Annotated in this window: 20 protein-coding genes; 7 read left to right on the top strand and 13 right to left on the bottom strand. The window is 33.6% G+C overall.

Translation table 11 applies throughout. The annotated features are described in order from the left end of the window. Window positions 1-53: 53 nt before the first annotated feature. Window positions 54-485 carry a hypothetical protein gene (locus C1H87_RS12525; protein WP_102756142.1) on the top strand — a complete coding sequence of 144 codons (432 nt, stop codon included), beginning with the start codon at window positions 54-56 and terminating at the stop codon, window positions 483-485. Between the two features lie 357 nt (window positions 486-842). On the opposite strand, the gene C1H87_RS12520 is transcribed toward C1H87_RS12525, so the two are convergent. After that, window positions 843-1097, bottom strand: a complete 255-nt coding sequence (locus tag C1H87_RS12520; RefSeq protein ID WP_233783117.1) for a helix-turn-helix domain-containing protein — start codon at window positions 1095-1097, stop codon at window positions 843-845. Window positions 1098-1524: 427 nt separating this feature from the next. Between C1H87_RS12520 and C1H87_RS12515 the strand changes: the two genes are divergently transcribed. Further along, window positions 1525-1857 carry a hypothetical protein gene (locus tag C1H87_RS12515; protein WP_102756140.1) on the top strand — a complete coding sequence of 111 codons (333 nt, stop codon included), beginning with the start codon at window positions 1525-1527 and terminating at the stop codon, window positions 1855-1857. Window positions 1858-1905: 48 nt separating this feature from the next. Here C1H87_RS12515 and C1H87_RS12510 read toward each other — a convergent pair whose 3' ends face one another. From C1H87_RS12510 to C1H87_RS12500, 3 genes are all read right to left on the bottom strand, one after another. Beyond that, a complete protein-coding gene (locus C1H87_RS12510; protein WP_102756139.1) occupies window positions 1906-3150 on the bottom strand; it encodes a PepSY-associated TM helix domain-containing protein in 1245 nt (414 codons plus the stop codon). A 139-nt stretch (window positions 3151-3289) separates the two neighbouring features. Next, window positions 3290-5629, bottom strand: coding sequence for a TonB-dependent receptor (locus C1H87_RS12505; protein ID WP_102756138.1), 2340 nt, complete (start codon window positions 5627-5629; stop codon window positions 3290-3292). 322 nt (window positions 5630-5951) lie between these two features. Further along, window positions 5952-6329, bottom strand: a complete 378-nt coding sequence (locus C1H87_RS12500; RefSeq protein ID WP_102756137.1) for a hypothetical protein — start codon at window positions 6327-6329, stop codon at window positions 5952-5954. Window positions 6330-6464: 135 nt separating this feature from the next. Between C1H87_RS12500 and C1H87_RS12495 the strand changes: the two genes are divergently transcribed. The 5 genes from C1H87_RS12495 to C1H87_RS12475 all read left to right on the top strand — a co-directional run bounded on the left by C1H87_RS12495 (window position 6465) and on the right by C1H87_RS12475 (window position 13738). Continuing rightward, complete coding sequence (locus C1H87_RS12495; RefSeq protein WP_102756136.1) at window positions 6465-7325, top strand: MBL fold metallo-hydrolase; 861 nt, start codon at window positions 6465-6467, stop codon at window positions 7323-7325. A gap of 46 nt (window positions 7326-7371) precedes the next feature. Next, window positions 7372-8979, top strand: a complete 1608-nt coding sequence (locus C1H87_RS12490; protein WP_102756135.1) for a S8 family serine peptidase — start codon at window positions 7372-7374, stop codon at window positions 8977-8979. Between the two features lie 121 nt (window positions 8980-9100). After that, the gene (locus tag C1H87_RS12485; protein WP_102756134.1) at window positions 9101-10930 is read left to right on the top strand and encodes a M1 family metallopeptidase; all 1830 of its coding nucleotides are present in this window, start codon (window positions 9101-9103) and stop codon (window positions 10928-10930) included. Window positions 10931-11046: 116 nt separating this feature from the next. Continuing rightward, window positions 11047-13164 (top strand): tetratricopeptide repeat protein, encoded by a 2118-nt coding sequence (locus C1H87_RS12480; protein WP_102756133.1) that lies wholly within the window; start codon window positions 11047-11049, stop codon window positions 13162-13164. Further along, on the top strand, window positions 13157-13738 hold the full coding sequence (locus tag C1H87_RS12475; RefSeq protein WP_102756132.1) for an LOG family protein: 582 nt from the start codon (window positions 13157-13159) through the stop codon (window positions 13736-13738). The genes C1H87_RS12480 and C1H87_RS12475 overlap by 8 nt, the downstream gene beginning before the upstream one ends. 205 nt (window positions 13739-13943) lie before the next feature. Here the strand turns inward: C1H87_RS12475 and C1H87_RS12470 are convergent, their stop codons facing one another. From C1H87_RS12470 to C1H87_RS12430, 9 genes are all read right to left on the bottom strand, one after another. Further along, window positions 13944-14243 carry a hypothetical protein gene (locus C1H87_RS12470; protein ID WP_158655216.1) on the bottom strand — a complete coding sequence of 100 codons (300 nt, stop codon included), beginning with the start codon at window positions 14241-14243 and terminating at the stop codon, window positions 13944-13946. Window positions 14244-14394: 151 nt separating this feature from the next. Continuing rightward, on the bottom strand, window positions 14395-14997 hold the full coding sequence (locus tag C1H87_RS12465) for a Crp/Fnr family transcriptional regulator (RefSeq protein WP_199769288.1): 603 nt from the start codon (window positions 14995-14997) through the stop codon (window positions 14395-14397). Between the two features lie 409 nt (window positions 14998-15406). Beyond that, window positions 15407-15793 (bottom strand): nuclear transport factor 2 family protein, encoded by a 387-nt coding sequence (locus tag C1H87_RS12460; RefSeq protein WP_158655215.1) that lies wholly within the window; start codon window positions 15791-15793, stop codon window positions 15407-15409. A gap of 129 nt (window positions 15794-15922) precedes the next feature. After that, complete coding sequence (locus C1H87_RS12455; RefSeq protein ID WP_102756129.1) at window positions 15923-16423, bottom strand: YybH family protein; 501 nt, start codon at window positions 16421-16423, stop codon at window positions 15923-15925. 72 nt (window positions 16424-16495) lie between these two features. Then, window positions 16496-17029, bottom strand: a complete 534-nt coding sequence (locus C1H87_RS12450; protein ID WP_102756128.1) for an NAD(P)H-dependent oxidoreductase — start codon at window positions 17027-17029, stop codon at window positions 16496-16498. 134 nt (window positions 17030-17163) lie between these two features. Next, window positions 17164-18006, bottom strand: coding sequence for a helix-turn-helix domain-containing protein (locus C1H87_RS12445; RefSeq protein ID WP_102756127.1), 843 nt, complete (start codon window positions 18004-18006; stop codon window positions 17164-17166). 391 nt (window positions 18007-18397) lie between these two features. Beyond that, complete coding sequence (locus tag C1H87_RS12440) at window positions 18398-18892, bottom strand: VOC family protein (RefSeq protein WP_102756126.1); 495 nt, start codon at window positions 18890-18892, stop codon at window positions 18398-18400. A gap of 74 nt (window positions 18893-18966) precedes the next feature. Further along, window positions 18967-19782: an AraC family transcriptional regulator gene (locus tag C1H87_RS12435; RefSeq protein ID WP_102756125.1), complete on the bottom strand. Its 816-nt coding sequence runs from the start codon at window positions 19780-19782 to the stop codon at window positions 18967-18969. Window positions 19783-19903: 121 nt separating this feature from the next. Further along, window positions 19904-21298 carry a serine hydrolase domain-containing protein gene (locus tag C1H87_RS12430; protein ID WP_102756124.1) on the bottom strand — a complete coding sequence of 465 codons (1395 nt, stop codon included), beginning with the start codon at window positions 21296-21298 and terminating at the stop codon, window positions 19904-19906. Window positions 21299-21319 lie beyond the last annotated feature (21 nt).

Here is a 21319-nt window from a genome sequence, read left to right as displayed (position 1 = left end):
TTATTCAAATATTTACCTTTAACCAACACCAACATAGTTAAAAAAAGGAAACTATGGCTGCTTCAATAGATAATTCTAAAATCAAAAAAACAAAGGTTCAAAACTCAAATTCTATTTCGAAAAAATCGATCGCAATTCCTCAAGAGGTTCAAAACTACATACACAATAATGTTAATAGTTCTAACTACAATTATGTTAGGCGTATAATAAACAAGCAGTGGGCAAACCATCCTGAAGCAAGGAAATGCTTTAATGAAGATTCACTCAAGGAAATGCGAAAAGGTAGAAACCCTTATGCCCCAATAAATGAAAGATTAGGTAGAAGGGTAAAAATGGAATATGACCATTATCGAGAGCAACAAGTAGAAGGGACAGACTCTTGCGATGTTTCAAATTTAAGGCTTGTATCCCCTTATATTCATGCTAAAAAGATTGGACTCAAATTTAATTTAAGTTCTGGGGTTTGGAAACTAAGGAAGAAATAATACTCACAAAATAGAAAAAATGAATAATACTCACTCATTCGTATTAGTTATAATATTTGTCATTCTTACCTATAACTTTTGGGATTTTGATATAAAATGGTATTGGGTAATACTTCTAAGTTATATTATAACCTCGTTACTTTTTGGTTTATTTGCAATGTTCAAAAATGCAAAAAATCCTCCCCTTCAAAGTTCTATATTTTGGATTGGTTTTGCTTGGCCTATTCATGTAGTTGGAGGATTTGCCAACATAAAAAGTGATCATGATAGAACAATAAATGATCATAGAAATTAAATCGATTATGACAAAGGTGTCTATAGACTTACTCTCAAAGTTTATGCTTAGAACTTTAACTATCACTTATTATAGCCCAAACCAACCTCAAAATCAAACAATTCCTTAGGATGAACATCTAAACCAATAGACAATTCCAGCAATGAAGATAACTGAATATTCCGTTTCCCTTTTTCAATTTTACTAATATCACTATAATCTATATTGCAACGAGTAGCTAATTGTCTAAAGCTTAATTTTTTAGATTCTCTAATTCTTTTTAAGTTTTTTCCAAATAAGACCTTAAAATTGTTCTTGTCTGTTTCGTTGTACATCATACCGATTTCAAAGCAATTTCAAAAGTTTTTTATAAAAACATGTGGGTAATATTACCTACTTACAATATTTTTACTACATTTGGTCTAGAAATATTAATTTTGCGATTCTTCAAATAAAATATTGAAGCATTCGCTTTGAATCTCGTATCAGAAAACTGGTAATTTTTATAGGAACGAGAAGATAAGTATGATGCTCACGTCTATGGACGTGGGCTCTCTTGTTGTTCCTCGGTATACCAGTACCTCTGATGCGATAAGTTGAGTTCCACGTCTTTTTGTTTCCATACATTATGGGCACTAGTGCTGAATTTGCATGTGCTGAACTTCCTGAATTAAATTCAGGATAAATGTTTCAGTATCTCAGCACCTATTAAACCTAACCTCAACTTACAATTTTTTAAGTGTCATTAAAACATTAATTAGTTCTATGGAAAAAACAGAGGTCAATACATCATCAGATAATTTTGCACTACCGCCCTACGATATTATAGTTACATTAATTGGATTGTTAAACAAATCCGGACTATCAGACAACGTTGTAAAACACTGTATAACGGGGCTAAAGGTTATTATTGTTATTCGCATTGATAAAGAAAATAATACCGGAACTGATGTTTTAACAAGAAAGGAGTTTGACGACTTTTACGAAAAACTCCCTTATGTATATTTTAACAACAGGGCATCCATTCCACCAATTATGATTATTGAAAATATTGACCAATGCATCAAAGCAGATAAGATTTTTCGTGTTGATAGTTAGAGCCTTAAAATATCTCAATTCATAGTATTTAAGGCTCTTTTTTACTTGTCATTCAGAACGAAGTCTTTTTTTCTTCAATAATTCAACTACAATAATCGCCAAAACACTAAAACCAAACAACGGAAAAACAACACCAAGCAAAACAATTAAAGCCATAACACCATAACCCACTTTAAACTTAGCTGGTACTTTTGGTGTGCCCCACTTTCCATCTGGTTTACGCTTTAAATACGATACTAATGCTGCTACTGATATAAAGGTTAGTAAAACGGCAACACAGATCATTAAAACCCAATTCCAGAGTCCGAATTGCCCTTGATGAAATGCCATAAACCACATACGTCCCCGCATTAAAATACCAACATCTTCCCAATTATGGTGTACTAACTGCTCTCCGGAATACTGATCGAAATGAAAACGCTTCTGTGCGCCCAAATCGAATGTGGTATTGTAAATACTATACACACCGATTTTATCTTTTGGCAAACCGAGGCTTACTTCGCCCTTTAAGTCCATTGACTTGGCAAGGGTTACCATATCATCCAAAGAAATGGGTTTACCTTCTGCATGCGATTTTAAACTCCGGGCATTCCAGGTTTTAGGGAAGCCTGTATTTGTAACCTTTTGTACCCATTTAAAACTATCGCCGAAAACATCGGTCCATGGCATACCACCTGCCAACGTCATGAGTAATAAAATGGATATCCAAAACCCGAAAACAGTATGTAAATCTCTAAACAAAATACGTTTTCCCTGCTTAAAACGAATTTTAAAAAATCCTTTTATTCCTTCCTTTTTCGCTGGCCAAAACACGTAAATACCAGTAATAATTAATACAAAAAGCCAACTAGCAACAAGCTCAACGATTTTTGTGCCGAATTTACCTAGCAGCAACTCGCCGTGTAGTTTTCTAACCTTATGCATATCGGTATCCTTAGGATTAATATTTCCGGTAATTTCACCCTTATAAGGATTTATAAACACACTTTTTTTATGACTAAACATGCCCGAAGTAAATGCTGTAGCTTGATTAGCTTCAGTTGGAATCACCATTGTAAAAGGTGGTTTGTGCAAATTCGGTTTAGCTAATTGCCATTGCTCTTGGTATGATATGGGTTCACCTTCAACCTTAACCGTTTTTATATGGGCTTGTCTTGGAGCTTCGTAACTATCTTTGAATAAATAGATACCACCTGTAATAGCCAATAAAATGACTATGGGCAAAGAAATAAGCCCTGCTATGAAGTGCCATTTCCAAAGCCATTGATTTAATTTATGATTTTTTTTAAACATGGTTTATAATTTAAAGTGGGGTTGATTGGTGTCATTCCTGCGGAGGCAGATTCGCTTGCTTCGACTTTAGTTTATCTTGAGCGAAGCCGAAAGGCTCAGCACGGGTCGCTCTGAATGACATCAAACAACCCCAAAATGATTAAAACTTATACCGCACCCCAAAGTGAAAAGCTCTCGGGTTTCCGATAACATAGCCGTTTTCTCTTCTAAACCTATTATAGCTCGCTCTGGCGGCATACAGATCGTCGAAAATGTTTAGAGCATGAGCCCAGAGTTCAAAACACTTTGCTTCATACGAAACCAAAGCATTAAACACATTATGTCCGTCGTAAACAGCCGTGCTAAACGTGCCATCGCCATTGTCAACCTGATTTTCAAAACTGGTATTATACTTTCCAACCAATTCGTGGGTAACGCTAAACAAAAGCCCTTTAATGGCTTGTGGTTTATAACTGATTTTAGAAGTTCCTAAAAGTTGTGGAGCTGTTTCTCTATCAGTATCAGAGTAATCGACACCTCTATCGAAAAAATCGATATATCTATGTTTTGCAAAACTTCCGTTATGGCTAATCGTTAAAGCTTCAATTGGCGAATATTTAATACCATATTCAATACCGTACGATCGTGTTTTCCCAACATTGGCATTAAAAAACTCGTCATTTTCATTGCGTAAAGTCACCAACGTATTCTTGCCTTCTAAAAGATAAAGTGCAACATCTGCTTTTAAGCGGCTCGATGCCCTAAAATAAGAGCCTATTTCAAAATTATCATAACTGCTCGGTTTTAAATCGAACACATCACCACCAACACCCACAAAACTGTTACGGTATAGGGTAGATGTTTGCGGTGGCGTAAACCCGTTAGAGTAATTAGCATAAAACCCCAGCTTCTCAGTTAGGTTATAGTTTGCCCCTAATTTTGGAGATACATTGTTATAGCTGTTTTTAGAATCTCTTGGCCCAGCAACTGCATCAACCAGGTTGTTATAATCATATTCAAAACCGTCGTATCGTAAAGCTGCTGTTACTTTTAACTTTTCAATAGGGTTAATTTCATATTGAAAATACCCCGCATAGTTTAAAATGCTGGCATCGTAATTAAGAATATAATCTCTGGAATTTAATGCATATCCTATGTTCTGTCCTGTTGTTGTATTAACAGTTACACCAATGGTTTCGGCTACGTAATCTTGCGGCGAATAATCTAAAGAAGATCCTATAATTAACGACGAATTCGCAAAATCGAAATCCACTTTATGCTGTATTAAACCAACAAGACTCGAAAATGAATTTTCATTGATTTCGCCACGACCAAGCCCTGTTAATTGTCCGCTATTTCTAAACTGCCTGATACGGTACGATGGGATTTGTCCCATAACATTTTTTCTGAAAATAAAATTGAACGCTGTTTTATTTTTGGCGTTCCAGATTTTATCTAATGTACTTCTAAACCTAAAAGAAAAAGCATCACGTTTGGTAAAGGTTTGATCGCTTTCGTAATTTCCTGCAGAATAATCCGATTCACTAATAGAGCCCGCCATATCCGATCTGTAATCGACAATATTGAACACGCTGGTCCAATTTAAAGAGGGTGCAATGTGGTATACATTTTTAAATGTTAACGCGAATTTTTCGTAATCGCTGTGTTGCACTGGGCCATCTTTACGTTGTGTATACTGCGTGCCAACATAAAACCCAACCTTATCGCTGGCATACTTAGATAATTCCAGATCGTAACGGGTTAACCCCATATCGTTAATTTGAAATCCGGCATATCCGGTAAAATCCCTGGTAGGTTTTTTAGTAATAAAGTTAAAACTTCCGCCAATGGCTTCACTTCCGTAAATGCTGGATGCTGGTCCTTTTAAAACCTCTAAACGCTCAAAAGCAACATCGTTCATTTCTAAAAGTGCATTATGATTAAAAACGGCTGTGGGTCTAATAGGTAAACCGTCTTCAACATATAAAAACAGCGATTTGGTAGATATTGGGGAACGTACCGCCATGAAATGCTGCTCATTGCTAGCTGCTCTAGAGGTAGACATTAAAACCCCCGGAACATCATTTACCAATTGGTCTATACCTAAGGCTTTGGTTTCTTCAATACTTTTTGCAGATATCACCGAAATGGAAGCCGAAACGTCTTTTCTTTGTTGTGTTTCGCGGCTTGCAGAAATAACGACCTCATCTAAAACTTCATCGTCGTAAGCAAGAACAATAATATTGTTGCCTTTAGAAAGTGTTTTTGTAACCGTTTTATGCCCAATAAACTTTACAATAACGGGCGTGTCTTCTTCTAATAAAATTGAAAAGGCACCATGACCATCTGTAACTATGGCATTTTGTAAATTACTTTGGGATTGAACTGTGGCTTGCACCAATGGTTGATTGTTAACATCAACAACTTTTCCGCTGTATTTGTTTTGCGCATATGCGCTTAGACTTGCAAACAATATTGCAAGTACTAGTATATTTTTCATTTGTAGTTTTATTAATATTTTGAATATTACACATAACCAACACACTTACGATTCATGAAATCGTACAGGTTATATGTAATAAGGTTTGATTTGATTATTCGTAATAGATCATACAGAGCTCGGTATGGCACTTCGAGTACCACGCCGTGAGCATGGTCTATCGAAAAGCCTCTTTGTCGAAAAACTGTTTGACAAATAAAGCAAGTTCAACATGACGCACAACCACTCAATACGATATCAAACGAATAATCTAACGATATAGATCATAACTATTTGCATCTGGTAAAACCAGACAACCGTATGTAAAATCTAAAAAGAAGTATTAAGCTTGTGGGGGAGGAATCAAAATATCCCTTACTGGCGTAGAAAACATATTATTATAATTCCAATTATGCTTAACTAAAGCAATGGGTTGTTCTAAAATAAAATGGGATTTGTTTTTATGTAAATAAACAGGAACAAAAGCTTCGAATATCGAACCTAAATATGAGTTGTCCTCTGTATTTTCAATCGGGTTTACTGTTAGTTGGCTTGCTAAATGACATTTACCATTACACTGCAATTCTGGCTTTTCTTTATTAACGCAATACGTTTCAATAATATAGTCGATATTTAACTGAAAATAAGCTACATAACCTATATTATAAGCAGGCCTTAAAACGAGAGAGAATAATAAAATATAGGCTAAAAACGATTTCAACAGAAATGTCAATTAAATTTAACGCCAAAATTAACACAAAACTTTTATCTCTCGTTAGTTATTTTTATAAAATTTTTCTTAATAAATTCTTAACAATTCGCGGTTTTTATTGCGATTTGTTTAATTTTACCTTCTATGAACTTATTTCCCATAAATGCCGGAAACCTTAAACTAGATGGTGGTGCTATGTTTGGTGTAGTACCTAAGTCTCTGTGGCAAAAAACAAATCCTGCCGATGCCAATAATATGATTGATATTGCAACCCGTTGTTTACTCATAGAAGACGGTAATAGACTGATATTGATAGATAATGGTATGGGTGACAAACAATCTGAAAAGTTTTTTAGCTATTATCATCTTTGGGGCAACCATACACTGGATGGTTCGCTTAAAGCACATGGGTTTCATCGCGATGATATTACCGATGTTTTTTTAACACATTTACATTTTGATCATTGTGGAGGCAGCGTGCAATGGAACACAAATAAAACAGGTTACGAACCCGCTTTTAAAAACGCCCATTTTTGGAGCAATAAGGACCATTGGTTGTGGGCAACACAACCAAACAGAAGGGAAAAAGCTTCCTTTTTAAAAGAAAACATTATCCCCTTGGAAGAAAGTGGACAGCTTAAATTTACATCACTTCCAGAAAATGATCTACAAAACAATTCCGAACTAGGTTTCGATATCTTTTTTGCTAGCGGACATACCGATAAGCAAATGATACCACTTGTTAAATACAAAGGCAAAACCATTGCTTTTATGGCAGATTTATTGCCTACCGCCGGACATTTACCTCTTCCCTACATTATGGGCTACGATACCAGACCCTTGCTAACTCTCAACGAAAAAGAAAAATTCCTTAACCTCGCCGCAGATAACAATTACTATTTGTTTTTAGAACATGATGCGAATAATGAAATTATTACGGTAAAGAAAACCGAAAAAGGTGTAAGACTAGATACCGTGTATACAACAGAAGAAATATTTAACTAAATAAATTTAAAGACGAAAATTACAAAAAAACGTAAAGACTATAAGTATGAGAACAATTAAGACAATAACAGCTTCTGCTTTTGCGGCGATATTAATTTCGGGGTGTGGTGGTACAGCAACAATCCTATCAACTCCAATCGAAAATATCGATAATACGCCATTAAAAGTTTCAGAATTAACCGAGGCAGAAAAGCACAACTGGGGGCATTTGGATTTAGTAAAAGATACCATTCCAGGAATGAGTGTTGACAAAGCTTACACTGAAATTATTAAAAACAAAAAAGGCAAAAAAGTTATTGTTGCTGTTATTGATTCGGGCATTGATATAGATCATGAAGATTTAGACGATGTATTATGGACTAACACGAAAGAGGTTCCAAATAATGGAAAGGATGATGATAATAATGGTTATGTTGATGATATCCATGGTTGGAACTTTTTAGGTGATGGATATGACGAACAATTAGAGTTTGTTAGAATTTTAGCCAAGGGAGATACCAGTCATCCAGATTATAACAGAGCACAAACCGAGTATGATAAAGAATATAATAAATACTCTGGTTATAAAGGAAACTACGACCAGATATACGAGCAAATAAAATCTGCAGATGAAGCTTTATCTAAGCACTTAGGTAAAAAAGATTATACTAAAGAAGAGGTTATTGCCATTAAAACAGAAGACCCTACTCTTAAACAGGCTAAACAAGTAGCTCAATATATGTTTAGCAATGGCATGGAATCTATGGCAGAGGCTAAAGAAGAAATCTCTAATGGCGTAAAAAGTATTAATGAACGATTAAATTACAACCTAAATAAAACATTTAAAGGACGTGTTACTGGTGACGATCCAGACGATCTGTCTGCCAAATCTTATGGTAACGGTAATGTAAAACCGGTTAAAAAATCTGAAAGTCATGGTACACACGTAGCAGGTATTATTGCGGCAGAACGCAATAACGGTAAAGGTGCCAACGGTGTAGCCAATAATGTGGCTATTATGAGTATAAGAGCGGTACCAAATGGAGATGAATATGATAAAGACGTTGCTCTAGCTATTAGATATGCTGTAGATAATGGTGCTAAAATTATAAACGGTAGTTTTGGTAAAAGCTTCTCACCACATAGTGATTGGGTACGCGATGCCATAGCATATGCAGGAAAAAAAGATGTGCTTTTTGTTCATGCTGCTGGAAACGATAGTAAAGATGTAGATACGGAACCTAATTTCCCAGATGACAACATAAATGGTGAAGAAGTTTCAGATACATACATAAGAGTAGGAGCACTGGCTCCAAAATACGGTTCTGGATTAGTTGCTGGTTTTTCTAACTACGGAAAGCAAAATGTAGATGTTTTTGCACCGGGTGCCAAAGTATATTCTACAACACCAGAAAACGAATACAAAACCAAAGGAGGTACGTCTATGGCTGCTCCAGCTGTTGCTGGTGTTGCTGCCTTAATTCGTTCTTACTATCCTAAATTAAGTGCCGCTCAGGTAAAACAAATCCTTATGGATTCTGGTTTAACTGTAAAAACAAAGGTAATTGTTGGTGGAAATACCGACGATGTAAGACCTTTTGCCGATTTAACTAAGTCGTCTAAAATGGTTAATGCATATAATGCATTAATTCTGGCGTCTAAAATGTCTAAGTAATATTTTTAACGAATATAAAAGAAGCTGCCTGACAGAGTAGAAATGTCACATCGAGCGCGCTCGAATAAGACACCAAAGTTCTTTTCAGGCAGCTTTCTTTTTTAAAACCTTTTATTTCACAATGAAACGATTCCTCATTTCTGTTTTAAGCATCAGTGTGTTTATGTCTTGTGGTGGTTCAAAAAACGTGACCACACAAAAAACACCTGAAAAAATTACTACACCACAAGCTAAAGCCGAACAATCTGTATCAAAAACCGCTTATTGGCAACAACATGTAGATTATAAAATGGAAATTGATATGGATGTAAACACCTATCAATACAAAGGAAATCAAACATTAGTGTATACCAATAACTCGCCAGATGTTTTAAACCGGGTATACTACCATTTATACTTTAACGCTTTTCAACCGGGAAGCGAAATGGATGTTCGTTCTCGTACTATAGCAGACCCAGATTCGAGGGTTGGTAGCAGAATTAGCAAATTAAAGCCTAACGAAATTGGTTTTATAAAAGTACACTCATTAAAACAAAATGGTACCGCCTTAAAACACGAAACCGTTGGTACTATTTTAGAAGTTGATCTGGCAAAACCTATACAACCGGGAGAAAGTGTAACATTTACTATGGTTTACGATGCTCAGGTTCCGTTACAAATACGTCGTTCAGGTAGAAATAATAGGGAAGGTGTAGCGCTTTCTATGCCACAATGGTATCCAAAAATGGCAGAATACGATTTTGAAGGATGGCACGCCGATCCTTATATTGGCCGTGAGTTTCATGGTGTTTGGGGAGATTTTGACGTAAAACTAACCATTGACGAAAATTATGTTGTTGGTGGTTCGGGTTACTTGCAAAATCCAAATGAATCAGCTAAAAACGGTAAAAAAACCTGGCACTTTGTAGCGCCTAAAGTACATGACTTTACATGGGCTGCAGACCCAGATTATATTCACGATACCATTCAGGTTCCGGACGGTCCACTATTACACTTCTACTATAAAAACACTTTAGCCGCCGATAAACTGGAAAACTGGAAAAAATTGCAACCTAAAACGGTAGAATTAATGCAATATTTTAGTAAGCGTATTGGTAAATACCCTTATAAGCAATACTCTGTTATTCAAGGAGGTGATGGTGGTATGGAATATGCCATGTGCACACTAATAACGGGTAACCGTAGTTTTGGAAGTTTATTTGGTGTTACAGCTCACGAAATGGCACATACTTGGTTTCAGTTTTTGTTAGCCACTAACGAAGCAAAGCATGAATGGATGGACGAAGGGTTTACGACTTATATAAGCGAATTAGCTGAAAATGATATTATGGGTCATAATAGAAAGAATCCTGTTGCCAGTGCTTATGGGAATTATATGTATTTAGCTAGTTCTGGTAAAGAACAACCACTTACAACCCATGCCGACCGTTATCATTCAAACATGGGGTATGGTATTTCTGCATACAGTAAAGGTGCTGTGTTTATGGCACAATTGGGTTATGTTATTGGCGAAGACAACCTAAAGAAAACCATAAAAAAATATTTTAACGATTTTGCTTTTAAACACCCAACACCTAACAGTATTATTAGGTCTGCAGAAAAAGTATCTGGTTTAGAACTAGACTGGTATTTAACAGATTTTGCACAAACAACCAATACTATTGATTACGGGGTGAAAAGTGTTGAAGACAAAACCATCACTTTAGAGCGCATAGGCTTAATGCCAATGCCTATAGATGTAACTGTAACTTATACAGATGATACTACTGAAGATTTTTATATCCCGCTGCAAATGATGCGAGGTGAAAAGCCAACCTCGGCTACTATAATAGCCGATTGGGCCTGGGCATACCCTGAGTATGCTTTCGAAGCTTCAAAAGCCGTTAAAAGTGTTCAAATTGACCCTAAAGGGATGATGGCGGATGTGGATAAAAAGAATAATAAGAAGTAGTTTTTACTCTTTTACATTTTGAAAAAAGTGTCTTTTCGTTTTGAATTATTAAGTTTATTTTGCGTATATAACATAGCTATGTCTTATCAATAGTCCTCTCCTAAATAATAAATTAAATGACAAATTATTATTTTAAAACATTGTGGGATAAATTCACTTCATATGTGTTTAGAAAAAAGTCACTTTATACTATATTATATGTGTTGATAATATTTTGTATTACTCAATTAGGTGCTATATCAACAGAAGAGGAAATTAATAAGCTTATTGAAAATGTAAAGAATAGTTATCCAAATAATTCATGGCAATATTACTCTGCTCAGTTATTTTCTATTTGGCTTTTAAAAGCTTGCGAATTAACTTTAAAAATCAACTTAGGACTGATTGTTTTTATAGGGTTTTTAATTCTTTTTTCATTTTATAAGAATCAACCCATTGTAAACAAATCAGATAATTTTAGTGGCAAAATCAATTATATAAATTTAATTATCCAACCAAAATTAGAAATAGGTATTAAAGAAATTTCGCTGATTTTGTTTATTTTATGTTCTACAGTTTTATTGCTTATACCTAGAGATAAAGTTAACAAATTAGTAGGAAGGGATAAAGTGTTTACTGAGAAAAGTCAATCATTTAAGGTATTAATACTTCCATTTCATCCAGATAAAAATTGTAATGTTGAGGATACAAATTATGAAAAAAAACTTCTTGAAAAATATAAAAGCTTAATAGATAAAAATTCTTTAAATATAAACTTTAATCTACTTCGACATAATGAGTGTGTTTATACCAATACTGAAGCTCAAAGAATAGCAAACTATCATAATGCCGACTTAATTATTTGGGGCGATTATGACGAAAGTTGTGACGGTCCTATTAAAGTTAGAATTAAATATTTACTTACTGATTTAAATAATCCTTATTTAGAAAATTCGAAGAAAATAGGTGATACTGACATGCAACAAATTAAGGAATTAGATGACTTAAAATCTGGAGAGTTAACAAGAGATATCGATGATATTATTTTTTCTATAGCCGGTATGTCTAAATTTAGTCAAAATGATTACAAGAACACTCTCAATTACCTTAAAAAAGTAACATATTTGGAAACTAATGGAAAACTTTTAGAATATTCCGGCATATGCCATAACAAAATGAATGAGTATGAGAAATCAATTAAAACACTCAACCAAGCATTAAAATTAGATTCAACAAATAGCAATGTATATTATTTATTAGGTAGAGCCTATAAAGGAAAGTATACCAATTTTAAACTATTGGGTAGAGAAGAAGGAAAAAGAGATAGTTTTTTAACCTTAGCAAAAGAATATTATCAAATTGCTTGCAAATTAAAAGACAATGTAAATAGTTATGATTTGATTGAACTTGCTAATATAAATGCAGATCTAGATTTATTTGAAGAAGCATTATCATTATTGAACGAAGCTATTCGGATAAATCCAAAAAACTGGTATTGCCATTATTCGATTGCAAATATTCTAAGCTCTAAAATGAGTAAATATCAAAGAAATTCTGATTCAGAAAAAATAAATGATCAAATAGAAAAAATAAAAGACCACTATCTTCAAGCTCTTTTTCTAAGGGAAGATAAGAAGGGTAAAGCGCATATATATTATAAAATATCCAATATTTATATTCATAGAGCTCCGCATTCAAACTTAAGTCTTAGTTTAGCATACGAATATATAAATAAAGCCATTTCAATCGATTCAAAAAACCCTACTTATTTTACTACCAGAGGGTCGATCTATAAACGAGGTAATTATTACCAAAAAGGCGAAAACATATATAATTCTTTAAGAGATTTTTCAACTGCAATACAATTAGATTCTAACAATTTCAGTGCTTATTGGGAAAGAGCATATTTTTATAAACACATGGATAATCTAACGCTAGCAATCGAGGATCTGAATAAATGTAATACCCTAGCCGAAAAAAAATTAAGTGTAATATCTCATACTACAATACTTGAAGAAAGAGCTAATTTATATTTTAAAAATGGTCAGTTTAAAAAGGCATTTATTGATATAAATAAAGTAATAAAAGAACGTGAATTAAATAAAGTAAAAGTTAATAAAATCTATAATTTGAACATGCGAATTAATATAGCTAAAGAACTAGGCGAATTTGATTTAGTTTCAGTTGATAGTATTAAAATAAATAAATTATTGGAGGAATTAAAAAAAGAGAATATAGTTTATTTAAATGAATAGGATTGCTGTTTTTTGTGGTTCCAGCTTTGGTAACGACTCCATTTTTGAAGTTAAGGCTAAACAACTAGGTAAGACATTAGCTAAAGAAAATATAGCATTGGTTTATGGTGGCGCTAAAGTTGGGCTCATGGGAGCCATTGCAGATGGAGCTCTAGAAGAAAATGGCAAAGTTGTTGGGGTTCTGCCAAACTTTTTAAAAGAAAAAGAGCTGGCTCACGAAGGGCTTAGCGAATTGATTTTAGTGGATACCATGCACGAAAGAAAAACCAAAATGAATGACTTATGCGATGGGGTTATTACATTACCGGGAGGATTCGGAACACTGGATGAGCTTTTTGAAATGTTAACCTGGGGGCAACTGGGGCTTCATAATAAACCCATTGGCATACTAAATATTAACGGTTATTACGATGCACTTATAAGCTTATTAGATACCATGGTAAAGAATGGGCTTTTAAAAGAAACTAATAAACAAATGGTTTTGGTAAGCGATAATATTGATGATTTACTTAACAAAATGAAACATTATAAAGCTCCTGATATTGGAAAATGGATTAGCAAAGAAAATATCTAAAAATTGACACTTTCAACAGGTCTTTTTATTCTCCTTTAAATAGATTTGGTTTTGTTAACGCGCATTAGTTTGTCAATACGTTTAAAGCTTCGGTTATAGATGTAACAAAATTAATTTGTTTTCCATTATTGCTTTGTTAAAACCTTGATAATATAAGTTTCCCAACAAATCAAAACCATCTTCGTTTTTCTATTCTCATTGTAGTTTAAAATTCAACGGACTCAATCACCTCATAGTTTTTCATTGTTAAGCTACTTGAATCTGTCAAGTTTGCAAAGTTCATTGCATTTTCGTCCTGCATAAATGTTTTTTGAACCCGCTCAACATCTTCTTTACTTTTCCAAACGAAAATATCCATGTAACCGTCTTCCGTTTTTAAAAATTGTCGACTAATCAAACCTGTACATTTAGAGCAGTAATTTTTGTTAAATGCTTTTGAAGCCAATAAAATTTCTTCGTGCGTTACATTTTCTGCTGCTTTGTAAGTCGTGATTTCTACTATCATTTTTGAATTATTTGTTTTAGTTGTACATGAACTGATAAATGCAAAAAGAATTATTACGATAATGAACTTAGAGATATTCGTTTTTTCCATTTATTCTGAATTATTATTGGCAAATCTACTTTGGCTTTTTTGAGTAGAACTATAAGATAGTTTAAGAAAATGACCTTTCAACGGCTATTTTCTTTCGTATCGTGCTTAAAAATTCAGGTGTTACACCAATGTATGAAGCAATTTGTACATTTGAAATGCGGTTTGATAAATTTGGATATCTTTTAAGAAAGTAGAGGTATCTTTCATGTGCTGTGGAACTTATATGCTGTAAAACTCTTTCTTGTTGCTCGATAAAGGCTTCCTCCGTCACAATCCTCATATTTCTATCAAAAAGAGGAGAGTTGTCATATAAATGAAAAAGGTCTTCTTTTTTTATTTGCAGAATGATAGAAGGCTCTATAGCCTGAATATAAAGTCCGCTAGGGATATTATTATATAAACTATTAAAATCGGTTAACCATTTACTGTTGGAAGCAAATTGAAGATTGTGTTGGTTTCCTTTTTTGTCAATGTGATACGTCTTTAAAATTCCTTTTACGACAAAAGTTAAGTGATTACAATGCTCTCCTTCTGTTAAGATGCTTTCCTTTCTCTTAAGTTTTCTTTCCGTTACACATTCATCTAGTATTTTAACCGTTGAACTTTCTATTGCCCAATAGTTTTCAAAATAATTTAGTAAATGTTCTATTTTAGAAGAGCTCAATTTTTTTAGGTTTTGTTAGTTACTTTTTAATTTTAACACTGGTGCGCCTTCTTTCCCCATCCTATCTATTAGGGATTCTCTCTAGTACTAATTCAATGTCTAAATTACTCATTTTTCTTTCAGAATATTTCCAAGCGCGACAACCTCTTGCTAAAGTCCTGGTAATCTATCTAGTATATATCTCAAAATCGTTACGAAGCATTGGAACAAAATGGTAACAGGCAAGATCATCATCTTGTATGAGGCCTAACACATCCACAAATGTAGAAAAAGGGTTAATTGTAGTTAAGGAGTTTTTGTATGGATAGTAGCGGATTTAATGCTAGTCATTTTTAAAAGTAATAGCGGCTCGAATTAAAACTCAAACCGCTATTATTTATGTGTTTATTGTGTGTCGTTATTGAACAAGTCAATTTTTAGAATGCGAATTGTAAACTTTTCCACTAATCTTCCATTGTCCGTCTTTTTTGTACAGAACAAAGAAGTCTGTAAATCGTAAACCATTCCAATCCAAAAACTCAACTTTTGCAGCAGCAGCTGGGCCTGAAATATCAATCCATGTTATATGGTGTTGTACATTCTCTGAAGGACCTCCTTCACTAACAGCACCGCCAAATTCATCTGCAGTCATATTATAAACTGTACCTTTGATTGAACCTAAAATATGGGCATGATCATAAAATGCAGATCTACTTAACTTACCGTCTCCCGTTAGTGCGCTTTTGATGTATGGTTCGAGTGCTTTTGTAACTTCTTTGATGTCGTTGAAGCTTTGTTTTTCGTCTTGAATATTCATTTTTGTTATATTTATTGAGTTACTTGTAAGAGAATTGCTCTCTTGAACTTGTTTTTTTTGAGCGTACGAATAAGAAATAGAAATGCACGCTACTAGTATTGTTAAAACTGAAATTCTCATCGTCATAGATTATTTATAAATTGAATTGATGGTCGGGTCTACATTCCAAATATCAACAACCATTTTCCATTTATTATTATCATTCTTTTTCCAAATTGTAACGCCTTTTTCAAATAGATTTACTGTTTTTCCGTCTTCACCATCAAAATTCACCAAAATTCTATCAACTGAATAACCTAAATCCCCGCTTTTAGACACAAAAACTTCTTGTGGTTCCCAAGTGATTTTAAAGCCAGGTAATGATTGAAATTCTTTTAAGGTTTTTCCAATCCCTTCGTGTCCCTTAATTACAGGCTTGTCTGGAGGCATCATCAAGGCTTCGTTATCAATGAAACTGAAAAACTCTTCAGGACTAGCAGCTTTTGCCCACTTACGATTTGCTTCCATTAAATTGGCTTCTTCCTGTTTCTTATGTTCTGCAGTTAACTCTACTTTTTTTTCAGCTTTTTGTCCATTTGCACAAGAAGCTAATAAGCAACTCGTTAACGCGATTAAAAATATTTTTTTCATTTTTATTGTATTTTAATTATTAAAGATTTGATGTTTTTGTAACATTATTACATGTGTTTACCAACACTTACTTTATAGATGTTCAATAAAATCTATATAGTTTTTTGAGCTAGTCTCAATGTCTTCCGTGGTTGGATTATGCTCTTCTCCATAAAAAGCATAAAGTGATTTGTAGTCTGATTTAACATACTTAAAGGTGGTTTCAAAAGGTCTGGTAAGCTCTTCAAGTGTATAGTCGTACCTACCAGATGCTTTATAATCTTCCTCTTTAATACCAGCAGTAACAGCTAATGCAATTTTTTTACCTGCAAGTTTGTACCCACTATTTTTACCGTAAGCCCATCCGTGAGCTAACACATCGTCTATCCATTTCTTTAAGAAAGGCGGACAATTAAACCAATAAAATGGGAACTGAAGTATGACTTTATCTACCGATTCTAATAATTGTTGTTCCTTTTGAACGTCTATTTCCAGACTCGGATAGGTTGCATGTAAATCGTGAACAATGACGTTATTTGGATATTTTTTAAGTTCTTGAATCCAGCGTTTGTTAATTTTAGAACTCTCTAGTTTAGGATGAGTTACTATCACCAATGTTTTTTCCATAAGCTTTTGTTTTTAAGGCACATCTGTTTAATTTTCAGGATGTGCCATTTGTTCTATAAAATTCTATAGTACAAAAGTATAGAGGGTAAACGTGTGGAAAATGGAGTAAAAGTCCGTAGATATGGATTATAGGTTCAAGCTGTGTTGAGTTGGCGATATTCGCTTGGAGAATCACCGATTTTCTTTTTGAAAATTCGTGTAAAATAAAGCGGGTCGTTAAACCCCACGCCGAAAGCAATTTCACTAACAGGCATTTCTGTGATTCTTAGAAGTTCTTTTGCTCTTTTTAATTTTTGGTCAGTGATATAATTATTAGGGGTGTCATTAAAGATCTTTTTAAACTCTCGTTTAAAGGAGGATAAACTTAGGTTGCACAACTTCGCTAACTCATCTAGACTTAAATTTGAATACCGGTGTAACTCGATTATATTTTTTATTTGAACGCTACGAGTTGAATATAAATCTGATATTAACTCTTGTATGGAGCATACGTTTTTTGATTGTATTAATAATAGAATGAGCTCTTTTATCTTTAATTCAAGTAAATCGTCATTTATCAAAAGTGGATTTTGAAAATAAAACTCCAGAGATTCGATAAATCTTGAAATAACCTCTTTGGATACAACTACCTCACTTTGTACATTACAGGTTTCTTCTACTATTATTTTAGGCAGCTCTTTTGAATATAGTTTTTTTAGTACCTCTGGATATAAATGAACAATTATTGCCTCAACTTCCTCATCATCGGTCTTTTTTAATAGATCTAAAAAATGATTGCCACATTTCAATAATACCGCTTCTTGACTGTTAACCTGAACATTTTGTTCTGCAGACATTAACTTGGGCGCTCTGTCTTTAAAGTATATGAAGCAACCACTGTTTTCGAAAATAGCTTCATATCTAAAAGGTGTCGCCATTTTTATCTTTTCGATAATGATTTTGTCCTTGTATTCAAATGTATGTCGTTCAAGAATCATTTAGGTTTATTTTTTTAATGGCAGTGTTTAGTTTAACGTGAGTTCGACGTAACCATAATATTATTATACTGAATGCCAGTGATTTAATTTAAGTGTCGGGTTGAGCCTTTCGACTCCGCTCAAGACAGGCTAAAGTCGAAACCTATTTAAAATCATAGGTTTTAATGACCTTTCGACTGCGCTCAAGGTGACAAGTAACATTTTTAGTGTATTTATCGTTAAAATTAGACTGCTTTTAAATCGAAAACTTACGTTAGTTTAGTAGCAGGAACAGATTAAAACATACTTGCTTTTCTGATAACAATATACTTAATTAAAACCAAAACGATTTGAGTTTGTACCCAAATCGCTAATGCTTTTATATGTTGTTGTGTGTTCGCTTTTCTTCCGTTTAATTTGGGGAATTTAAACCGAGTTTATTTCCTTCCGTATCTAAAAACAAAGCAAAAAAGCCACTTTCGTCTGCGTGAGCAGTTTTTGGGACAACGACTTTTCCTCCATTTTTTTCGACCTTATCAAGAATATGCTGAAGGTTATCTCCACCATTTAAATAAATGGTTACTCCATCTGTCGAAGGTTTGAGCCCTTCTTCTTTCATTATAACTCCTGTAACCGTTTGTCCTTCGTATGGAAATATGCCCATTTCCATCCCTGGCATTTCCATTTTCTCAATTTTAATGTCCAAAATTGCTTGATAAAAACTAACTGCTCGTGAAACATCTGTTGCTGGAATTTCAAAAAGGGAAATAAAACTTTTCATATTATTAATTATTTGCTCTTGGCTAGAATCTACTTTTTGTACTTCTGGTTTAGATTTATTTTTATTACTACAAGCCATAAGGATAAAGGCAAGCATTACAGAAGCACTTAGTACAATTCTTTTCATTTTCTCTGTTTAGATTAATGATACGAAATTAGATTATTCGTGAAGGTTGAAATTGTAAAAATGCGACACTCAATCTATTTGTAGAATAGAGCAGAAAGAGCCATATTTTCATTTCCTAAAAACTCCTTTGGATTAGTTCCCGTAAACTCCTTAAAGTCTTTAATAAAATGTGCTTGGTCATAATATTCGCTTTCGTAAGCGATACTGGTTAAGCTTTCTGTTTCTTTGTTAAGTAACATTTTTAATGCGGTTTGTAGTCGAATGACTTTGCCTAACTGTTTTGGGCTAACTCCGATTTGTTTCTTAAACTTTCTCTCAAGTTGTCTTCTTTTGGACAAGTCATCTTTAAGAATCGTTTTTATCGGTGCGTTTCCGTTTGTAGATAAAAGGGCGTTAACGGTTGATTTTACAATATAATCAACGGTTGATTTTTCGTTTAATCTTTCTAGCAGAAATCTTTCTATGATTTCTATTCGTTGTTTAACATCTTTCGCTTGAATTAGTTTTTGTTCTAGTTGCTTAGCGGCTTTTTCGTCAAACAATAATTCTAATGGCGTTTCTTTATTAGCTAAGTTTTTAATTGGTTCTGTTACAAAATTGGCAAATCCGTAAGGGTAAAATCGGATTGCGAATGTATTCACATATCCTGTTGGCTCAATATAAAATGGTTCTATGGTTTGTCCAAGTACCATGGCGCGAGGTTGCAGGATAAATTCATCTTCCGAAGTATATCGCTTTATATCATCACCAAGGATAAAAGCCATTTCAATACAGCCATCTGGTACAATTCGTTGTTTTTGCGAATCATTATCGGCAGGCACTTCTAAAGTCCAATAACAGCTAATGAGCGATTCTAAATCTGGATGAGGTTGAAATGTTTGATAATTCATTAATGATTTGTTGCGTGGTCAATCATCTAATTTAGCAAATAAAAATATAATAGAAAATTCGAAAGGGTTTTTATAAATAGGCTAGAACTAGCAATAAATTATATGGTATTGTCAGTAGTTTTTATTCCACTTTCTCAAATACGTTTACATTTCCTAAAGACAAATACTTAATTTTTCTACTGTTATTTTGTAAAAAACCCATAACCCTTTTTCCATCGTAACTTTTGAACAATAATGGTTCTACTTGATAAAATTTTCTACCAAAACCTGAAAGAGTATTATCTTTATTTGCAGTTAGTTCGTAAGTTTTTTGCTTGTCACTATCAAGGCATGTACTACAGGTGGACATCCATTTATAATTTCCAGTAAATTTGGAAACATCACTATTCATTCTTTTAGGATTTGGATTGATTACATCTTTAGTTCCAAAATGCTCTAAAACCTGAGATATAACTTTATTTCTTAAGTTCGTGTTTTCGTGATGATGAACGACAAATACTCCCAAATTAATTTCGGGAACTAGTGTTATGAACGAGCTATATCCCAGCATATCTCCTCCGTGATTATATGCTTTAAGACCAAATTGGTTTTTTTCATAAAAACCATATGCAAAACCATAAACTTCTGGATTTATAGAGAGTTGTTGGGTTTGCATTGATAAAGCTGTTTCTGGGTTTAAAATTTTATTCTTGTTGAATTCACCGAGATTAAGATGCATTTGCAGATACTTCCCCATATCTGCGGTAGTACTATTAATTGAGGAAGCAGGGTAAGTATGATACCACTCCCAGAGTTGCGGAATGTTGATGCCATTCATATATTCGTAACCTATTGATAAATTTTTTTCTTGATTTTTTGTTAATTCTATGCTTGTCATTGTCATTCCAAGTGGCTCCCAAATGTTCCTTTTCATATATTCTTCGAGAGTAAATCCACTAATATCCTCCACCAATAATCCAGCAAGTGCCATACCGAAAGTAGAATATGCCGGTACAATTCCGGGTTTTCTTAATCGTATCAATTTATCGTGAAGAAAATCTTCTAATGCTATTTGTTGACCTTTTTTATAAACTACTCTTCCTCTCAATTCATCAAATCCAGCACTATGTGTAAAAAGATGTGAAGCTGTTATCGGTTCATTATAAGTGGCTGGGACTTTTACTGATTTTAGATATTGATTTACATCTTTGTCTAAATCAATCAAGTTCCTATCTTCAAGTTGAAGAAGTGCTGTTACGGTAAATGTTTTTGTTATTGAGCCAATTCTGAAAATTGTAGAATCTGGGTTTACGGGTTTTGCATTTTTGCCTAGAGTAGCATATCCATAACCTTTTTTTAATAACGTTTTTCCATCTTTTACGATAATATATGAGGCTCCAGCGATATGCTCGGATTCCATTGTGTTTGTAATTAAAGAATCTAGTTTACTCTCTAAATCTTCGTTTGCATATTCTTTTTTTTGTGAAAATGCGATAGTCGTTATTAGTATATATATTAATAAAAGATAAATTTTCATTGTTTTGGTTTTAATGTAAGC

It is taken from the genome of Flavivirga eckloniae, from assembly GCF_002886045.1.
Taxonomy (GTDB): Bacteria; Bacteroidota; Bacteroidia; order Flavobacteriales; family Flavobacteriaceae; genus Flavivirga; species Flavivirga eckloniae.
Note: the sequence above shows the minus strand (reverse complement) of the source record. Positions and strands in the feature narration are given on the sequence as shown.

Excerpts from the sequence above, each read along its gene's own strand:
- C1H87_RS12525 (WP_102756142.1), top strand. The coding sequence starts at position 54 with ATGGCTGCTTCAATAGATAATTCTAAAATCAAAAAAACAAAGGTTCAA.
- C1H87_RS12520 (WP_233783117.1), bottom strand. The coding sequence starts at position 1,097 with ATGATGTACAACGAAACAGACAAGAACAATTTTAAGGTCTTATTTGGA.
- C1H87_RS12515 (WP_102756140.1), top strand. The coding sequence starts at position 1,525 with ATGGAAAAAACAGAGGTCAATACATCATCAGATAATTTTGCACTACCG.
- C1H87_RS12510 (WP_102756139.1), bottom strand. The coding sequence starts at position 3,150 with ATGTTTAAAAAAAATCATAAATTAAATCAATGGCTTTGGAAATGGCAC.
- C1H87_RS12505 (WP_102756138.1), bottom strand. The coding sequence starts at position 5,629 with ATGAAAAATATACTAGTACTTGCAATATTGTTTGCAAGTCTAAGCGCA.
- C1H87_RS12495 (WP_102756136.1), top strand. The coding sequence starts at position 6,465 with ATGAACTTATTTCCCATAAATGCCGGAAACCTTAAACTAGATGGTGGT.
- C1H87_RS12490 (WP_102756135.1), top strand. The coding sequence starts at position 7,372 with ATGAGAACAATTAAGACAATAACAGCTTCTGCTTTTGCGGCGATATTA.
- C1H87_RS12485 (WP_102756134.1), top strand. The coding sequence starts at position 9,101 with ATGAAACGATTCCTCATTTCTGTTTTAAGCATCAGTGTGTTTATGTCT.
- C1H87_RS12480 (WP_102756133.1), top strand. The coding sequence starts at position 11,047 with ATGACAAATTATTATTTTAAAACATTGTGGGATAAATTCACTTCATAT.
- C1H87_RS12475 (WP_102756132.1), top strand. The coding sequence starts at position 13,157 with ATGAATAGGATTGCTGTTTTTTGTGGTTCCAGCTTTGGTAACGACTCC.
- C1H87_RS12470 (WP_158655216.1), bottom strand. The coding sequence starts at position 14,243 with ATGATAGTAGAAATCACGACTTACAAAGCAGCAGAAAATGTAACGCAC.
- C1H87_RS12460 (WP_158655215.1), bottom strand. The coding sequence starts at position 15,793 with ATGAATATTCAAGACGAAAAACAAAGCTTCAACGACATCAAAGAAGTT.
- C1H87_RS12455 (WP_102756129.1), bottom strand. The coding sequence starts at position 16,423 with ATGAAAAAAATATTTTTAATCGCGTTAACGAGTTGCTTATTAGCTTCT.
- C1H87_RS12450 (WP_102756128.1), bottom strand. The coding sequence starts at position 17,029 with ATGGAAAAAACATTGGTGATAGTAACTCATCCTAAACTAGAGAGTTCT.
- C1H87_RS12445 (WP_102756127.1), bottom strand. The coding sequence starts at position 18,006 with ATGATTCTTGAACGACATACATTTGAATACAAGGACAAAATCATTATC.
- C1H87_RS12440 (WP_102756126.1), bottom strand. The coding sequence starts at position 18,892 with ATGAAAAGAATTGTACTAAGTGCTTCTGTAATGCTTGCCTTTATCCTT.
- C1H87_RS12435 (WP_102756125.1), bottom strand. The coding sequence starts at position 19,782 with ATGAATTATCAAACATTTCAACCTCATCCAGATTTAGAATCGCTCATT.
- C1H87_RS12430 (WP_102756124.1), bottom strand. The coding sequence starts at position 21,298 with ATGAAAATTTATCTTTTATTAATATATATACTAATAACGACTATCGCA.